Origin of the sequence: Pseudomonas brenneri, assembly GCF_007858285.1 — a bacterium.
GTDB lineage: Bacteria > Pseudomonadota > Gammaproteobacteria > Pseudomonadales > Pseudomonadaceae > Aquipseudomonas > Aquipseudomonas brenneri.
The window spans coordinates 151,241-167,206 of record NZ_VFIL01000005.1 but is presented as its reverse complement, the minus strand read 5'-3'; the positions used below and the strand labels follow the sequence as shown (position 1 = coordinate 167,206).

Sequence of the window (15,966 nt, the reverse complement as noted above, 5' to 3'; positions counted from 1 at the left end):
AACCCCCCGGTTTATGGCAAACTTCGCCGCTATAAATGCCAGGATCGTCTAGATTGGCTGTATCAGCCTCGACGCGCCGGGACAAAGCGTTTCCCCGTTTGATGTCCGCACGGCGGACTAGAACGACTTACGGTTTGGTACGACGGTACCAATCCCTTCTGCCTGAACAGATTTAGAGGAACGACCGTGCATAACGTCGTCATCAGCGGCACAGGCCTGTATACCCCGGCCAACAGCATCTCCAACGAAGAGCTGGTGCAGTCTTTCAATGCTTACGTTCAACAGTTCAATGCCGACAACGCCGTGGCCATCGAGCAGGGTGACGTTCAGGCGTTGACCGAATCCAGCGCCGCCTTTATCGAAAAGGCTTCGGGTATCAAGAGCCGCTTTGTCATGGACAAGGAAGGCATCCTGGACCCCAAGCGCATGACCCCACGCTTGCCCGAGCGCTCCAATGACGAGTGGTCGATCCTCTGCCAGATGGCCGTGGGCGCCGCCGAGCAAGCCTTGCAGCGTGCCGGCAAGACGGCCGCCGATATCGACGGGGTGATCGTTGCCTGCTCCAACCTGCAACGGGCCTATCCGGCCATCGCCATCGAAGTCCAGGAAGCCCTGGGCATCCAGGGGTTCGGTTTTGACATGAACGTGGCCTGTTCTTCGGCCACTTTCGGCATCCAAAACGCCTGCAACAGCATCCAACTGGGCCAGGCCCGGGCGATCCTGATGGTCAACCCGGAGATTTGCACCGGCCACCTGAACTTCCGTGACCGTGACAGCCATTTCATCTTTGGCGATGCGGCCACGGCAGTGATTCTGGAGCGCGCCGACCTGGCCACGTCCGAGTATCAGTTCGACATCGTCAGCACCAAGTTGCTGACCAAATTCTCCAATACCATCCGCAATAATTTCGGCTTTCTCAACCGCGCGGCGGAAGAGGGGATTGGCGCACCAGACAAGCTTTTCGTGCAAGAAGGCCGCAAAGTCTTCCGTGATGTCTGCCCGATGGTTGCCGAGCTGATCGGCCAGCACCTGGTTGAAAACCAGTTGAGCATCACGGACGTGAAGCGCTTCTGGCTGCACCAGGCCAACCTGAGCATGAACCACCTGATCGTCAAGAAATTGCTGGGCCGTGAGGCCGAGATCGAAGAGGCACCGGTGATCCTCGACACCTACGCCAACACCAGTTCGGCGGGTTCGGTGATCGCGTTCCACACCTATCAGGACGACCTGCCCAAGGGCGCGCTGGCGGTACTCAGCTCGTTTGGCGCCGGGTATTCGATTGGTAGCGTGATCCTGCGCAAGCGCTAGGAACTAGCGCCTACAGGCAATTGCGGTCATATCCTGCACAATGAGGTTCTGAATGGCAGCAGCCGACGACGCGCACCTGCTTGAACGCCTGCTCAAGGGCGAACAGCGGGCCTACAAGGAATTGGTCACCACCTATCAGAGTGCGATGCGTGCGGTGGCCTACGCTATCGTTGGCCAGCGCCATGCCGACGAAGTGGTCCAGGACGCCTGGCTCTCAGTGGTGCGCAGCCTTGCCAGGTTTGAGGGGCGCTCCAGCCTCAAGACCTGGCTGCTGACCATCACCGCCAATTCGGCCAAGGGGCGCTACAAGCAGAACCGGCGAGAGGTGCTGCTGGACGACCTGCCGTCGCCCCACGGGACCATTGGTGATGAGCGCTTTGCTGCCGGTGACGGTCATTGGCTGGTCGCGCCGTTCGCCTGGCATGAAGACACGCCCGAAGCACTGTTGACCGAAAACGAGCTGCGCGAGTGCCTGGAGCACACGTTGCTGAGTCTTTCCGAGCTGCAAAGCAGCGTGCTGCTGTTACGCGAGCGTCAGGGACTGGAGTTGGAGGAAATTTGTAATCTTCTGGAGATCTCGCTCTCCAATGTGCGAGTACTGCTGCATCGGGCGCGGCTTAAAGTCTTCGCTACGGTGGAGCATTTCGAGGAAACCGGCGAATGTTGACCTGCAAAGAACAAGTGGCGCGCTCCAGCGATTTTCTCGATGGGCAACTGACCTTTCGTGAGCGCCTGCTTATGCGCCATCACTTGTTGTTCTGTGCCAATTGCCGGCGTTTCATCCGCCAGATGCGTCTGATGCAGGCTACGTTGCGCATCTTGCCTGAGCCAGAAGTGAGCGATGCCCAAGCGTTGGCCGAACGCCTGGCCGCGGAGCTTAAACGCAACTCCTGATCCCTGAGCTGTCCGTAGCACCCCAAGCCTGCGATGTCCCCGTCGCGGGCTTTTTTGCGTCCCTGAAACGCTTTTGGGTGGAAAACATTGCAGGTTTGTAAGTTTTTTTCACCTTTTTTTCACCTGGCATTTTTCGTACTTTTCCAGCTCAAACCCGCGCCGGCCATGGCGTTGCGCTTATGTCTCCTGGTTGTAAGAAAGTTCCCCTGTAATAAAATATTTATCTTCTGGCAACTTGTCTGAAATATCCCCTCGCCAAGATCCCCTCCCAACACCAGCGGGCCAGAACCCGTGTGTTTTCCAACGCTAAAGACCACCAATTAGGGGAATTCTTCGATGATCCGTAAGCACTTCGCCGGTTTCGCGGCCAGCGCCCTGGCCCTGGCCGTTACCGCCCAGGCTTTCGCTGGTACTGTCACTACTGACGGCGCCGATATCGTTGTCAAAACCAAGGGCGGCCTTGAGGTTGCTACTACCGACCAGAACTTCAGCTTCAAGCTGGGTGGTCGCTTGCAAGCCGATTACGGCACATTTGACGGCTTCTACACCAAGAACGGTGACTCGGGCGACGCCGCTTATTTCCGTCGCGCCTTCCTGGAACTGGGTGGCACCGTCTACAAGGATTTCAAATACCAGCTCAACTACGACTTCTCCCACAACTCGGGTAACTCCGACGACGGTTACTTCGACGAAGCGTCCATGTCCTACGTGGGCTTCAAGCCGGTAACCATCCGCGTCGGTCGTTTTGACCCGGATTTCGGCCTGGAAAAAGCCACCAGCTCCAAGTGGATCACCGCCATGGAGCGTAACTCGGCCTACGAGGTTGCAGACTGGGTCAACACCCACGAAAACGGCATGGGCATCCAGGTCAGCGGCACTGCGGCTGATCTGTTCTACGGCTCCGCCAGCCTGGCCTCCAAGGACATCAACGACGAAGACGGCAAGGGCGTGAAGCAATTCAACGGCCGTATCGTGCTGGCACCGATGAACAAAGGCGGCAACGTCCTGCACTTCGGCTTGAACGTAGCGGCGCGTGACTTGAACGACGCGGCCTTCGACTCCCGCATCCGCCCGCGTCTTGGCGCTCGTGGCGTGGCTACCACCGGTGGTAACGATGCCGGTACCAACGGCAACCGCGCTACCTTCGGCGGCGGTGTGGGCCTTAACGCCAGCAACCTGACAGCAGTGGGCGCCTACGACACCGATACCGTGTTCGGTGGTGAATTTGCCTTCGCCAGCGGTCCATTCTCGGTACAGGCTGAAGCCCTGAGCCGCAAGATGAAAGCTGACAGCAACGCCTACCAGGACGTGAAAACCAGCGGCTTCTACGGCCAGTTGGCGTACACCCTGACCGGCGAATCCCGTGCCTACAAGCTCGATGGCGGCAAGTTCGACGCGATCAAGCCCGAGAACAAGCAATACGGCGCCTGGGAAGTGTTCTACCGCTACGACAACATCAAGGTTGATGACAAGAACATCGTCGTCAGCAGCGCTACCCGTGAAACCGGCGACGCCAAGGCCAACGTGAACACCCTGGGTGTGAACTGGTACGCCAACGAAGCAGTCAAGCTGTCCCTGAACTACAGCAAGGTCAGCACCGACAAGATCACCAACGCCAATGGCGATGACAGCGGTGATTCGATCGTCGGCCGTGTGCAGTACGTGTTCTAAGCAACGGTAATACCGCACCAACGCGCTCTTTCTTCATCCGTTAAAGCGCGATCCTCTTTTTCACCCCGCCGATTGGCGGGGTTTTTTTTTGCTCCCCGCGCAGGCAGCGGGTTCTGTCAGAATGGCCCGAATATCGTGAGCGAGCGTTTACCGTCGGGGAATGGCATGCCGTTGAAACGTTTGAATAGCCTGTCCGAGATAGCGCCTGATGAGTGGAACGCGTTGGTCCCCGAGGATCAGCCGTTTCTGCGCCATGGGTTCCTCAGTGCACTGGAGGACAGTGCCAGCCTTGGCCGGCACTCTGGCTGGCAGCCGGAACACTTGCTGCATTACGAGGGTGAACGGCTGGTCGCGGCGCTGCCCAGCTACCGCAAATGGCACTCCTATGGCGAATACGTGTTCGACCATGGCTGGGCGGATGCTTGTGAACGCGCGGGTATCGATTATTACCCCAAGCTGCTGACTGCAGTGCCCTTCAGCCCGGTCAGCGGGCCGCGCCTGTTGGTGGCCAGTGGCGCGGACGGCTTTGAGCTGCTCAAGAGCCTGCCCGGCTACCTGGAGATCGAAGGGCTTTCCAGCGCCCATATCAACTTCACTGACGCCATGGCCGATGCCGCGCTGGGCCAGCAACCCGGTTGGCTTGCGCGCCTGGGTTGCCAGTTTCATTGGCAGAACCGGGGCTATCGCGATTTCCAGGACTTCCTCGATGCCTTGAGTTCGCGCAAGCGCAAACAGATGCGCAAGGAGCGCGAGCAAGTGGCGGGGCAGGGGATCGAGTTCGAGTGGCTGCAAGGCCATGAGTTGAGCGAGGCTCAGTGGGATTTTGTCTACGCCTGTTACGCCAACACCTATGCCGTGCGTCGGCAGTCGCCGTACCTGAGCCGGGCGTTTTTCAGCCTATTGGCCGAACGCATGCCGCAGGCGATCCGGGTGGTGCTGGCCAAGCAAGGGACGCGGCCGGTGGCCATGGCGTTCAGCCTGGTCGGTGGCGATAGCCTATATGGGCGCTATTGGGGTTGCCTGGGCGAGTTCGACCGATTGCATTTCGAAACCTGTTTCTATCAAGGCATGGATTACGCGATTGCCAATGGGCTGCAACGTTTCGATGCCGGTGCCCAGGGCGAGCATAAGTTGATTCGTGGGTTTGAACCGGTGATTACCCGTTCCTGGCATTACTTGCGCCATCCTGGCTTGAAAACCGCCGTGGCAGACTTCCTGGAGCGCGAGCGCGTGGGGATTCTGGCGTATGCCGAAGAAGCGCGTGCGGCGTTGCCGTATCGGCAGGAATAACGCTCAGGGAATTCAACCTGTTCCCCTGTAGGAGCGAGCTTGCTCGCGAAGAACCTGAGGGCGCCGCGTTTATCCAGAATGAACGCGGTGTACTTGAGTTCTTCGCGAGCAAGCTCGCTCCTACAGGGGGGGGTCAATACTGTTGGATCAGGCGTTTTCTTCCTTACCCAACCAGCGATAGGTGATGCCACCGATCACCGCGCCAAGGATCGGCGCCAGCCAGAACAGCCACAGTTGCTGGATTGCCCAACCGCCGACAATCAGCGCAGGCCCCGTGCTGCGGGCCGGGTTGACCGAGGTGTTGGTGACCGGGATGGAGATCAGGTGGATCAGCGTCAGCCCCAGGCCAATGGCGATGGGTGCCAGGCCCGCCGGTGCACGACGGTCAGTGGCGCCGAGGATGATCAGCACGAACATTGCGGTCATCACCAGTTCAGTGACAAACCCAGCCGCCATCGAATACCCACCCGGCGAATGTTCACCATAGCCATTGGACGCCAGCCCAGAAGCCAGTTCAAAACCCGGTTTGCCACTGGCAATGAAGTACAGCAGGGCCGCTGCGACCACGCCACCAATGACTTGCGAGACGATATACGCTGGCATCTCTTTGGCCGGAAACCGGCCGCCGACCACCAGGCCCACGGTGACTGCCGGGTTGAGGTGACAGCCACTGATATGGCCAATGGCAAACGCCATGGTCAACACGGTAAGCCCGAATGCCAGCGATACACCCAGCAGGCCGATTCCGACATCGGGAAACGCTGCGGCCAGAACCGCACTCCCGCAGCCACCCAACACCAGCCAAAACGTACCTAACCCTTCTGTAACGGAACGTTTGAACAGAGACATGAATGCGTCCTTCTAAATCAACTGATCGGTGATGCTTCCTTGCTGTCTGATGTCAGGGTCCTCCTGGACCCTGATTGCAGTACAGCAGGATTGTGATGTAACACCAGTGAGACGGTGAAAACTGTCAGATTTGTTCGGAATTGGTGGTGTTGCCTGTAGCCTCAAATCAGTCGATGCCGACGAACCCTCCGGTCTGGTGTTGCCACAATCGCGAGTAGAGCCCGCCGTGTGCCAGCAACTGGGCATGGCTGCCACTCTCGGCGATCTGGCCTTTTTCCAGGACTACCAACCTGTCCATTCGCGCAATCGTGGACAGGCGGTGGGCGATGGCAATCACCGTCTTGCCTTGCATCAGGGTTTCCAAGCTCTCCTGGATCGCCGCTTCCACTTCCGAGTCCAGGGCCGAGGTGGCCTCGTCCATGATCAGGATCGGAGCGTCCTTGAGCAGGACCCGGGCGATGGCGATGCGCTGGCGTTGCCCGCCGGACAGTTTCACCCCGCGCTCGCCGACATGGGCATCCAGGCCGGTACGGCCCTCGGCGTCCGACAACAGCGGGATAAATTCATCGGCGCGCGCCTTGCGTATGGCGTCCCAGAGTTCCTGATCGGTAGCGTCGGGCTTGCCATACAGCAGGTTGTCGCGGATCGAACGGTGCAGCAGCGAGGTGTCCTGGGTAATCATGCCGATGCGTTCGCGCAGGCTTTCCTGGGCCACTTCGGCAATGTTCTGGCCGTCGATCAGGATGCGTCCGCCTTGCAGGTCATAGAGGCGCAGCAGCAGGTTGACCAGGGTTGACTTGCCGGCACCGGACGGGCCGATCAGGCCGATTTTTTCCCCCGGTTTGATCACCAGGTTCAGGCCGCCGATGATGCCGCTGCTTTTGCCATAGTGGAAATCCACCTGTTCAAAGCGCACTTCGCCGTGGGGCACGCTCAGGCGCGGGGCGTTTTCGCGGTCGGTCACTGCCAGCGGCTGGGCGATGGTTTTCAGGCCGTCCTGGACCATGCCGATATTCTCGAAAATACCGTTGACCACCCACATGATCCAGCCGGACATGTTGACGATGCGGATCACCAGGCCAGTGGCCAGGGCAATGGCGCCCACCGAGATCAGCGACTGGGTCCACAGCCACAGGGCCAGGCCGGTGGTGGTGACGATCAACAGGCCGTTCATGCTGGTGATGACCACGTCCATGCTGGTGACCACACGGCTGGCCAACTGGGTTTTTTCGGTTTGTTCGATGATCGCTTCCTTGGCGTACTCCTGCTCGGACTGGGTGTGGGCGAACAGCTTCAAGGTGGTGATGTTGGTGTAGCCATCGACGATGCGGCCCATCAGCTTGGAGCGCGCTTCGGAGGAAATCACCGAGCGCTCCTTGACCCGTGGCACGAAGTAGCGCAACGCCAGGCTGTAGGCGACGATCCAGGTGACCAGCGGGATCATCAGGCGCCAGTCGGCCTCGGCAAACAGCACCAGTGAGCTGATGGCGTAGATTGCCACGTGCCAGATGGCATCCACGGCGGCCACTGCCGAGTCGCGCAATGAGTTGCCGGTCTGCATGATGCGCTGGGCAATGCGCCCGGCAAAATCGTTCTGGAAGAAGTTCAGGCTCTGCTTGAGCACATAGCTATGGTTCTGCCAGCGGATCAGGCTGGTCATGCCAGGGCTGATGGTCTGGTGGACGAGCAGGTCGTGCAAGGCACCGAAGATCGGGCGCAGCAGCAGGGCCACCACGGCCATCCAGATCAGTTCGGTGGCGTGGATCTGGAAGAAATTGGCCGGCGGCGTGCCCTGGGCCAGGTCGATGATGCGGCTCAGGTAGCTGAACAGCGCCACTTCGATCAGCGCGCCGATCAGGCCCACCACCAGCAGTGCGGCGAAGCACGGCCACACCTGGCGCAGGTAATAGAGGTAGAAGGGCAGGACTTTATCGGGAGGGGCCGCGCTGGGAGCGTCGCGGAAAATATCGATCAGTTGTTCAAAGCGACGATAGAGCATTGGGTCTGACGCCCGCCGGGCGGGCTCTCCTTGTTAAATACGCGCGCGGCCTTGTGGGCGGCGCGCGAGACTCCCTGTCGATCAGTCGATGATTTTGGCCGACTTGATAAGCACAGGGTCGATGGGCACGTTTTGCATGCCTTGCTTGGTGGTGGTCTGCGAGTTGACGATCTGGTCTACCACGTCCATGCCGCTGACGACCTTGGCGAAGACTGCATAGCCAGCATCGCGGCCCGGATCAAGGAAGGCATTGTCGGCCACGTTGATGAAGAACTGGCTGGTCGCCGAGTTGGGGTTGGAGGTACGGGCCATCGACAGGCTGCCGCGTACGTTATGCAGGCCGTTGCTGGCTTCGTTGCGGATCGGGTCCTTGGTGTCTTTCTGGACCATCTGCGGGGTAAAACCACCGCCCTGGACCATGAAGCCTGGAATCACACGGTGGAAGATGGTGTTGGTGTAGAAACCACTCTTCACGTACTCCAGGAAGTTCTTGCTGGAGATCGGCGCCTTGACCGGGTCCAGTTCGATTTCGATTTTGCCAAAGCTGGTGTCCAGTACGACATGCGGTGCCTTGGCGTCAGCCGCCATCAGGTTGGCAGCAAACAGCACAGAACCGGCAAAGAGGGCGATTTTTTTCAGCATGGGTCAGTGATCCTGAGTAGTGGTTGGAACGGTCTTGAGAAAGTCGAGCAGGGTTGTATTGAACGTTTCGGGCTGGTCCAGCGGTGTGGCGTGGCGCGAATCCTCGATCACCACCAACCGCGCATCAGGCAGCAGTCTTACATAGATTTCTTTCTGCGCCACTGGGGTGTAGTCGTGGTCGGCGCTGATGACCAGGGTTGGACAGGTGATTCGCGAAAGTCGTTCCTGCACGCCCCAGCCCACAATCGCATCGAAGCTTTCGAGGTAAGCACGTTTGTCGTTTTTTGCCCAGCGTTCAGCCATCTTGCGCCGCAGGTCGGCCTGGCCGGGTTTGGGAAACAGCCGGTCGCCGAGCGCCTTGCCGATGGTGTTCAAACTGAGCAGGCGTGCCAGGCTCCAACGCTTGGCCCATTGCCAATAGTCGTCGGCACTGCGCACCTTGACCTCGGGCGCGCTGTTGACGATGCACAGGCTCTTGAGCATCTGCGGTTGGTCGACCGCCAGTTGAAAGGCAATCATCCCGCCCATCGACAGGCCGACCACATGGGCGGCGGGCAGTTGCAGGTGTTCGATCAGCGCCACCAGGTCGGCGGTAAAGCCGGCGATGCTGTAGCGCTCGCGGGGCTTGTCGGAGCGGCCGTGACCGCGCACATCCATCACAACCAGGCGGTAATACCGGGACAATACCGGTATTTGCAGTTCCCAATCCTGGCAACTGGAGCCCAGGCCGTGGATCAGGATCAGCGGCTCGCCGTGGCCATATTCCTCGTAATGCAGGGTGCAACCTTCATGTTCGAAATAGGCCATGGGTGAACTCCGTGTCAGGCTTGCCGAGGGGCGGCAAAGGGTGCGTCCAGCGGTGCGGTATCAAAGGTGCGCAGCAGTTCGACGAGAATCTGCGTCGCCGGGCCCAGGGGCTTGTCCTTGTTCGAATACAGATAGAACGTCGGGTGCCGGCTGCCGCCTTGCTCCAGGGGCAGTTGCTTGAGCACGCCTTCCTTGAGCTCGCGCTCGATCAGGTGGCGGGGCAGCCAGGCAAACCCCAGGCCGCTGCCGACAAAGGTGGCGGCGGTGGCCAGGCTGCCCACGGTCCAGCGCTGTTCGGCACCGAGCCAGCCGACGTCGCGCGGTTGCTGGCGGCCGGAGTCGCGGATCACCACTTGCATCTGGCTTTCCAGGTCCTGGAAGCTTAACTCGCGATTAAGCCGGTGCAGCGGGTGCTCGGGGTGGGCCACGGCGACAAATTCGACATCGCTCATTTCCGTACCCAGGTAACCGGGAATGCTGAAGCCGCTGATTGCCAGGTCCGCCACACCTTCAATCAGCAGTTCCTCGACCCCGGACAACACTTCTTCGCGCAGGCGCACGCGGCAGCCACGGCTTTGCGGCATAAAGGCGGTGAGGGCGCGCACCAGGCGGGCGTTGGGGTAGGCGGCATCGACCACCAGACGCACCTCGGCTTCCCAACCTTGTTCCATATGATGGGCCAGGTCTTCCAGTTGGCTGGCGTTCTTCACCAGTTGCCGGGAGCGGCGCAGCAGCACTTCGCCGGCTTCGGTGAGGACCGCCTTGCGTCCGTCGATACGCAGCAGGGGCACGCCCAGTTGGTCTTGCATGCGGGCCACGGTGTAGCTCACCGAGGATTGCGAGCGGTGCAGTACTTCGGCCGCCTGGGCGAAGCCGCCATGGTCGACCACGGCTTGCAACGTACGCCATTGATCAAGGGTCACGCGGGGCGCTTTCAAGATGGGCTCCTCTTGTCCTAAGCTGGCGGTCCTTATTGGAGACTGCCGAATGAGAAAATTCTGTTGTGTGGTGCTGGCACTGTTGCCGTTGAGCGCGTTTGCCTACCCGATTGATGTCTCGAAATCGATCAAGGGGGTCAGCGTCGATTACAACGCGTCCGACGTTGATAGCGAGATCAGCTCCATCGAATTAAGTAACTACGGCACCAACGACGCCGCGTGTACGGTAGCGTTTACCAACGGCCCGGAGCCGGCGCGTGTGCGCAAGGTGACGGTCCCTGCTGGCAAAAGCACCAACACCACGGTCAAGTTCAGCCGCGCGATTATCAAGATGCGCATCAAGCTGACCTGCGAACCCAAATAAACCAGGCGCGGGGGCACGGCTATCGTGATGCTCCGCTTATAAACAACTTTATAGATGGTTTATAGCAGTTTTTTACGCTTTTTTATCGAACTGGCTCTGTTTAACCTCCACTTCATCGACTTACAGCAATTACCGATGGAGCCTACATAGTCATGTCCAACGTTCTGATCATCGAAAGCAGCGCCCGCCAGCAGGATTCTATTTCCCGCCAACTGACCCAACAGTTCATCAGCCAATGGCAGGCTGCCCACCCGGCCGATCAGATCACTGTGCGCGACCTGGCCGTCAACCCGGTACCGCACCTGGACGCCAACCTGTTGGGCGGCTGGATGAAACCGGCCGAACAGCGCAGCTCGGATGAGCAGGCTTCATTGGCGCGCTCCAACGAGCTGACTGATGAGCTGCTGGCCGCCGACGTGCTGGTCATGGCCGCGCCGATGTACAACTTTGCCATTCCCAGCACCCTCAAGGCCTGGCTCGACCATGTCCTGCGTGCCGGTGTGACCTTCAAATACACCGCCACCGGCCCCCAGGGCTTGCTGACCGGCAAGCGCGCCTTTGTACTGACCGCCCGCGGTGGCATTCATACCGGCGCGAGCAGTGACCATCAGGAACCTTACCTGCGTCAGGTCATGGGTTTTGTCGGCATCCATGACGTCACCTTCATTCATGCCGAAGGGGTGAACCTGGGGGGCGACTTCCAGGAAAAAGGCTTGAACCATGCCAAGGCGCTGTTGGCCCAGGTCGCCTGAGGCGTTAATCGCCAGATAATCGCGGGGTGTTTTTATAACCCCACGCAACCCTTCAAGTACGCGTATCGAACCTCCCTTTGCACTTGTTGCTCCTGAGTGCTCCTGCCCGACTGCCGCTTTAGCGAGGTCGGGTTTTTTTTGCCCTGAGTTTCGCCTGGCCGTGAAAAACGCTAATGTCGCGCCCATTCAAAGATGAGGCGAACATGGGCTATTTACTGATTGTCACGCTGATCCAGGCGTTTTCCTTCAGCTTGATCGGCGAATACCTGGCCGGTCATGTCGACAGCTACTTCGCCGTGCTGGTACGCGTGCTGCTGGCCGGGCTGGTGTTTATCCCGCTGACCCGTTGGCGCTCGGTGGAGCCTGCGTTCATGCGCGGCATGCTGCTGATCGGCGCGTTGCAGTTCGGTGTGACGTATGTGTGCCTGTATTTGAGCTTCCGTGTGTTGACGGTGCCGGAGGTGTTGCTGTTCACCATTCTCACGCCGCTGCATGTGACGTTGATCGAAGACGCACTGAACCGACGTTTCAATCCATGGGCATTGGTGGCTGCCCTGGTGGCAGTAGCGGGGGCGGCGGTGATCCGGTTTGACCAGATCAATCCGGACTTCTTCATGGGTTTCTTGCTGCTGCAACTGGCCAACTTCACCTACGCCGCAGGGCAAGTGTTGTACCGGCGCCTGGTGGCACGCCATCCAAGCGACCTGCCGCACTATCGGCGGTTTGGTTACTTCTACCTGGGGGCATTGGCGGTGGTGTTGCCGGCGTTTCTGTTGTTCGGCAAGGCCAACTTCTTGCCTGAGGCACCGTTGCAGTGGGGCGTATTGCTGTTTCTTGGCCTGGTCAGTACGGCGTTGGGCCTGTACTGGTGGAACAAGGGGGCGTGCATGGTCAATGGCGGCACCCTGGCGGTAATGAACAACCTGCATGTGCCGGTGGGGTTGCTGCTGAACCTGCTGATCTGGAACCAGCATGAGCCGTTGGGGCGGTTGTTCCTGGGCGGGGCGGTGATTGTGGCGGCGGTGTGGATCAGCCGGTTGGGTGCTCGCCCGGCTGTGGGGCTTGCAAACCGGTGATGAACGTTGTGGGAGCGAGCAAGCCCGCTCCCACAAGGGTGCAGCTTAGAGCGCGGCCTTCTCCGGTACCGGCAAATGACTGGCGCCCAGCACCGCCGGCAACACCCCGGCCCGCAGGTCATTGCCACTCGGTTGCTGGTACAGGCTCAAGCCAAACTCCGGCAATACCGCCAGCAGGTAGTCAAAAATGTCCCCCTGGATCCGCTCGTAATCGCCCCACGCCGTGGTGCGGGTAAAGCAGTAGATTTCCAGCGGCACACCCTGGGAGGTGGTCTGCATCTGGCGCACCATGCACGTCATGTTCGGCTGGATATCCGGATGGCTCTTGAGGTACGCCAGGGCATAGGCGCGGAAAGTCCCCAGGTTGGTCATCCGCCGGCGGTTGGCCGACAGTTGTGCGCTGTGGCCCTGGGCTTCGTTCCAGGCTTTCAATTCCGCCTGTTTGCGGCTGATGTAGTCGGTCAGCAGGTGGACCTGGGTCATCCGCACTTCTTCAGCGTCGTTCAGGAAGCGCACGCCCGCGGCGTCGATAAACAGGCTGCGCTTGATCCGCCGCCCACCCGAAGCCTGCATGCCACGCCAGTTCTTGAACGATTCGGACATCAGGCGCCAGGTGGGGATCGAGACGATGGTCTTGTCGAAATTCTGCACCTTGACCGTGTGCAGGGTGATGTCCACCACATCGCCATCGGCGCCGACCTGGGGCATTTCGATCCAGTCGCCGACCCGCAGCATGTCGTTGCTGGTCAACTGCACGCTGGCGACAAACGACAACAGCGTGTCCTTGTAGACCAACAGGATCACCGCCGACATCGCACCCAGGCCTGACAGCAGCAACAACGGCGAGCGGTCGATCAGGGTGGCGACGATGATGATCGCGCCAAACACGAACAGCACCATCTTTGCCAACTGCACATAACCCTTGATCGAGCGCGTGCGGGCATGCTCGGTGCGGGCGTAGATATCCAGCAGGGCGTTGAGCAGGGCGCTCATGGCCAGGACCTGGAACAGGATGGTGAACGCCAGCGCCACATTGCCGATGAACAGCGCGGCGTTTTTGCTCAGTTCCGGCACCAGGTGCAGGCCGAACTGGATCACCAGGGACGGCGTCATCTGTGCCAGGCGATGGAAGACTTTGTTGTGCCGCAGGTCATTGAGCCAGTGCAGCGCCGGCTGGCGCCCGAGCAGTTTGACGGTGTGCAGGATGAGGTAGCGTGCCACCCGTCCGACGATCAGGGCCACGACCAGCAGCACCAGCAGGGCGATGCTTGAATGCAGCAGCGGATGTTGGTCCAGGGCACCCCAGAGGTCTTGGACGTTGAGCCAGAGCTGTTTGATATCCATGGTTTAACGCGATTCTTCTGTAAGACATGACGGGTCGATTAGAGCATTTAAGTGCTGTAAAGTTGTGCAGGCAGACAAATCACCTGACAAAAAACCATCTGATTGGCCCACTTCGCGTAAAGAAACTCGGCCTGGGCGCCCGAAACCGTTACCCTATGCAGCTGATTTTTTGTATTTCTTCGAGGTAGCACCCGTGTTTTCCCAATTCGCCCTGCACGAACGCCTGCTCAAAGCCGTGGCCGAGCTTAAATTTGTCGAGCCTACGCCTGTGCAAGCAGCGGCCATCCCGCTCGCGCTCCAAGGGCGTGACCTGCGGGTGACGGCTCAAACCGGGAGTGGCAAGACCGCCGCTTTCGTCCTGCCGGTCTTGAACCGCTTGATCGGCCCGGCCAAGGTACGCGTCAGCATCAAGACCCTGATCCTGCTGCCGACCCGCGAACTGGCCCAGCAGACCTTGAAGGAAGTGGAGCGCTTCTCGCAGTTCACCTTCATCAAGTCCGGCATCATTACCGGCGGCGAAGACTTCAAGGTCCAGGCCGCGATGCTGCGCAAGGTACCGGATATCCTGATCGGCACTCCTGGGCGGATGATCGAGCAACTGAACGCCGGCAACCTGGACCTCAAGGAAGTCGAAGTGCTGGTGCTGGACGAAGCCGACCGCATGCTCGACATGGGCTTTGCCGACGACGTGCAGCGCCTGGTCGCCGAATGCGTCAATCGCCAGCAGACCATGCTGTTCTCCGCCACCACTGGCGGTTCGACCCTGCGCGACATGGTCGCCAAGGTCCTGAACAACCCTGAGCACTTGCAGGTCAACAACGTCAGCGACCTGAACGCGACCACGCGCCAGCAGATCGTCACCGCCGACCACAACGTGCACAAAGAGCAGATCCTCAACTGGCTGTTGGCCAACGAGACCTATCAGAAGGCTATCGTGTTCACCAACACCCGCGCTGCGGCCGACCGTATCTACGGGCGCCTGGTGGCCCAGGAATACAAGGCGTTCGTGCTGCACGGCGAAAAAGACCAGAAAGACCGCAAACTGGCCATCGACCGCCTCAAGGCCGGTGGCGTGAAGATCCTGGTCGCTACCGATGTTGCCGCACGCGGCCTGGACGTTGATGGCCTGGACCTGGTGATCAACTTCGACATGCCGCGCAGCGGCGACGAATACGTGCACCGTATCGGCCGTACCGGGCGTGCCGGCAACGATGGCCTGGCCATCTCGCTGATCTGCCATGGCGACTGGAACCTGATGTCGAGCATCGAGCGCTACCTCAAGCAGTCGTTCGAGCGCCGCACCATCAAGGAAGTCAAAGGCACCTACACCGGGCCGAAGAAGGTCAAGGCGTCGGGCAAGGCTGTCGGCGTTAAGAAGAAAAAGGTCGACGCCAAGGGCGACAAGAAAAAAACCGGCGCCAAGTCGCCGACCAAGCGCAAGATCGCCAACCGGCCGAAGACCGACAACCTGTCGTTGGTCAGCAAGGACGGCATGGCTCCGCTCAAGCGCCGCAAGCCAGAAGCCCCCGCTGCCGAGTAATCCTTGGCGCACTGAAAAACCGGACATTGTCCGGTTTTTTTATGCCTTCAGTTTTTTGCCTTGGCGGCGGCTTCCTTGAGTTCCTTGAGCCGGGCGTTGATCAATTGGCACTTGTCGGGGACCTTGGCACTTTCGGTGTCCAGGTCCATTTTTTGCAGCTCGTCATTGATCTCCTTGGCCTTGGTCGGGTTTTGCTGGGTGAGCGTCGCGACCTCCTGGGCCAGTTGTTCGCGTTTGGCCGTGGCCTCTTCCAGGGTGCAGGCCCAGGCGGGCAGGGCGCTGCACAGGGCAGCGGCAACAGTCAGTTGCATCAGGGTTTTCATGGTTTGGACCTCCATGGCGGTGATACCCGGTTGAGGCTGCGGGCCAGCAGAAAGTTCAGTCCAATCGCGCCCCGAGCAGGCTGAAGCTGTCAAATCTGTAATCTATCGCTAAGCCAACTGACAGGCGCCGATCCCTACTCTGCGGTGATTCAATTGACGGGAATGGAAT

General features: G+C 59.8%; 16 protein-coding genes. 9 read left to right on the top strand and 7 right to left on the bottom strand.

Annotation, left to right across the window (positions count from 1 at the left end):
• The first annotated feature begins 186 nt into the window (after positions 1-186).
• The 5 genes from FJD34_RS12505 (at position 187) to FJD34_RS12485 (ending at position 5,163) form a co-directional block, all read left to right on the top strand.
• Positions 187-1,308 (top strand): beta-ketoacyl-ACP synthase III, encoded by a 1,122-nt coding sequence (locus FJD34_RS12505; protein WP_032863484.1) that lies wholly within the window; start codon positions 187-189, stop codon positions 1,306-1,308.
• 52 nt (positions 1,309-1,360) lie between these two features.
• Positions 1,361-1,975 carry an RNA polymerase sigma factor gene (locus FJD34_RS12500; protein WP_032863483.1) on the top strand — a complete coding sequence of 205 codons (615 nt, stop codon included), beginning with the start codon at positions 1,361-1,363 and terminating at the stop codon, positions 1,973-1,975.
• Positions 1,969-2,202, top strand: a complete 234-nt coding sequence (locus tag FJD34_RS12495; protein WP_032863482.1) for an anti-sigma factor family protein — start codon at positions 1,969-1,971, stop codon at positions 2,200-2,202. Before FJD34_RS12500 ends, FJD34_RS12495 begins: the two co-directional genes overlap by 7 nt.
• A gap of 336 nt (positions 2,203-2,538) precedes the next feature.
• The gene (locus FJD34_RS12490) at positions 2,539-3,873 is read left to right on the top strand and encodes an OprO/OprP family phosphate-selective porin (protein WP_032863481.1); all 1,335 of its coding nucleotides are present in this window, start codon (positions 2,539-2,541) and stop codon (positions 3,871-3,873) included.
• A 165-nt stretch (positions 3,874-4,038) separates the two neighbouring features.
• On the top strand, positions 4,039-5,163 hold the full coding sequence (locus FJD34_RS12485) for a GNAT family N-acetyltransferase (protein WP_032863480.1): 1,125 nt from the start codon (positions 4,039-4,041) through the stop codon (positions 5,161-5,163).
• Positions 5,164-5,310: 147 nt separating this feature from the next.
• Here the strand turns inward: FJD34_RS12485 and aqpZ are convergent, their stop codons facing one another.
• From aqpZ to FJD34_RS12455, 5 genes are all read right to left on the bottom strand, one after another.
• Positions 5,311-6,012, bottom strand: a complete 702-nt coding sequence (gene aqpZ / locus FJD34_RS12475) for an aquaporin Z (RefSeq protein WP_065943470.1) — start codon at positions 6,010-6,012, stop codon at positions 5,311-5,313.
• Positions 6,013-6,178: 166 nt separating this feature from the next.
• The gene (locus tag FJD34_RS12470) at positions 6,179-8,011 is read right to left on the bottom strand and encodes an ABC transporter ATP-binding protein (RefSeq protein ID WP_032863478.1); all 1,833 of its coding nucleotides are present in this window, start codon (positions 8,009-8,011) and stop codon (positions 6,179-6,181) included.
• Positions 8,012-8,092: 81 nt separating this feature from the next.
• A complete protein-coding gene (locus FJD34_RS12465; protein ID WP_032863477.1) occupies positions 8,093-8,653 on the bottom strand; it encodes a peptidylprolyl isomerase in 561 nt (186 codons plus the stop codon).
• Positions 8,654-8,656: 3 nt separating this feature from the next.
• On the bottom strand, positions 8,657-9,460 hold the full coding sequence (locus tag FJD34_RS12460; protein WP_032863476.1) for an alpha/beta fold hydrolase: 804 nt from the start codon (positions 9,458-9,460) through the stop codon (positions 8,657-8,659).
• Positions 9,461-9,474: 14 nt separating this feature from the next.
• Entirely contained in the window at positions 9,475-10,398 is a 924-nt protein-coding gene (locus FJD34_RS12455; RefSeq protein WP_029292366.1) for a LysR family transcriptional regulator, read from the bottom strand.
• A gap of 49 nt (positions 10,399-10,447) precedes the next feature.
• Here FJD34_RS12455 and FJD34_RS12450 point away from each other — a divergent pair, with 49 nt between their 5' ends.
• The 3 genes from FJD34_RS12450 to FJD34_RS12440 all read left to right on the top strand — a co-directional run bounded on the left by FJD34_RS12450 (position 10,448) and on the right by FJD34_RS12440 (position 12,590).
• On the top strand, positions 10,448-10,762 hold the full coding sequence (locus FJD34_RS12450; RefSeq protein ID WP_032863475.1) for a hypothetical protein: 315 nt from the start codon (positions 10,448-10,450) through the stop codon (positions 10,760-10,762).
• A 152-nt stretch (positions 10,763-10,914) separates the two neighbouring features.
• On the top strand, positions 10,915-11,514 hold the full coding sequence (locus tag FJD34_RS12445; RefSeq protein WP_032863474.1) for an FMN-dependent NADH-azoreductase: 600 nt from the start codon (positions 10,915-10,917) through the stop codon (positions 11,512-11,514).
• Positions 11,515-11,717: 203 nt separating this feature from the next.
• Positions 11,718-12,590, top strand: a complete 873-nt coding sequence (locus FJD34_RS12440; protein ID WP_032863537.1) for a carboxylate/amino acid/amine transporter — start codon at positions 11,718-11,720, stop codon at positions 12,588-12,590.
• 45 nt (positions 12,591-12,635) lie between these two features.
• On the opposite strand, the gene FJD34_RS12435 is transcribed toward FJD34_RS12440, so the two are convergent.
• Positions 12,636-13,934 carry a mechanosensitive ion channel family protein gene (locus FJD34_RS12435; RefSeq protein WP_032863473.1) on the bottom strand — a complete coding sequence of 433 codons (1,299 nt, stop codon included), beginning with the start codon at positions 13,932-13,934 and terminating at the stop codon, positions 12,636-12,638.
• A gap of 193 nt (positions 13,935-14,127) precedes the next feature.
• Here FJD34_RS12435 and FJD34_RS12430 point away from each other — a divergent pair, with 193 nt between their 5' ends.
• Complete coding sequence (locus FJD34_RS12430) at positions 14,128-15,474, top strand: DEAD/DEAH box helicase (protein ID WP_032863472.1); 1,347 nt, start codon at positions 14,128-14,130, stop codon at positions 15,472-15,474.
• Between the two features lie 47 nt (positions 15,475-15,521).
• On the opposite strand, the gene FJD34_RS12425 is transcribed toward FJD34_RS12430, so the two are convergent.
• On the bottom strand, positions 15,522-15,797 hold the full coding sequence (locus FJD34_RS12425) for a hypothetical protein (RefSeq protein ID WP_032863471.1): 276 nt from the start codon (positions 15,795-15,797) through the stop codon (positions 15,522-15,524).
• Positions 15,798-15,966: the final 169 nt, after the last annotated feature.

Coding starts and splice junctions, on each gene's coding strand:
- FJD34_RS12500 (WP_032863483.1), top strand. CDS start 1,361: ATGGCAGCAGCCGACGACGCGCACCTGCTTGAACGCCTGCTCAAGGGC.
- FJD34_RS12490 (WP_032863481.1), top strand. CDS start 2,539: ATGATCCGTAAGCACTTCGCCGGTTTCGCGGCCAGCGCCCTGGCCCTG.
- aqpZ (WP_065943470.1), bottom strand. CDS start 6,012: ATGTCTCTGTTCAAACGTTCCGTTACAGAAGGGTTAGGTACGTTTTGG.
- FJD34_RS12450 (WP_032863475.1), top strand. CDS start 10,448: ATGAGAAAATTCTGTTGTGTGGTGCTGGCACTGTTGCCGTTGAGCGCG.
- FJD34_RS12495 (WP_032863482.1), top strand. CDS start 1,969: ATGTTGACCTGCAAAGAACAAGTGGCGCGCTCCAGCGATTTTCTCGAT.
- FJD34_RS12440 (WP_032863537.1), top strand. CDS start 11,718: ATGGGCTATTTACTGATTGTCACGCTGATCCAGGCGTTTTCCTTCAGC.
- FJD34_RS12485 (WP_032863480.1), top strand. CDS start 4,039: ATGCCGTTGAAACGTTTGAATAGCCTGTCCGAGATAGCGCCTGATGAG.
- FJD34_RS12425 (WP_032863471.1), bottom strand. CDS start 15,797: ATGAAAACCCTGATGCAACTGACTGTTGCCGCTGCCCTGTGCAGCGCC.
- FJD34_RS12445 (WP_032863474.1), top strand. CDS start 10,915: ATGTCCAACGTTCTGATCATCGAAAGCAGCGCCCGCCAGCAGGATTCT.
- FJD34_RS12435 (WP_032863473.1), bottom strand. CDS start 13,934: ATGGATATCAAACAGCTCTGGCTCAACGTCCAAGACCTCTGGGGTGCC.
- FJD34_RS12470 (WP_032863478.1), bottom strand. CDS start 8,011: ATGCTCTATCGTCGCTTTGAACAACTGATCGATATTTTCCGCGACGCT.
- FJD34_RS12460 (WP_032863476.1), bottom strand. CDS start 9,460: ATGGCCTATTTCGAACATGAAGGTTGCACCCTGCATTACGAGGAATAT.
- FJD34_RS12465 (WP_032863477.1), bottom strand. CDS start 8,653: ATGCTGAAAAAAATCGCCCTCTTTGCCGGTTCTGTGCTGTTTGCTGCC.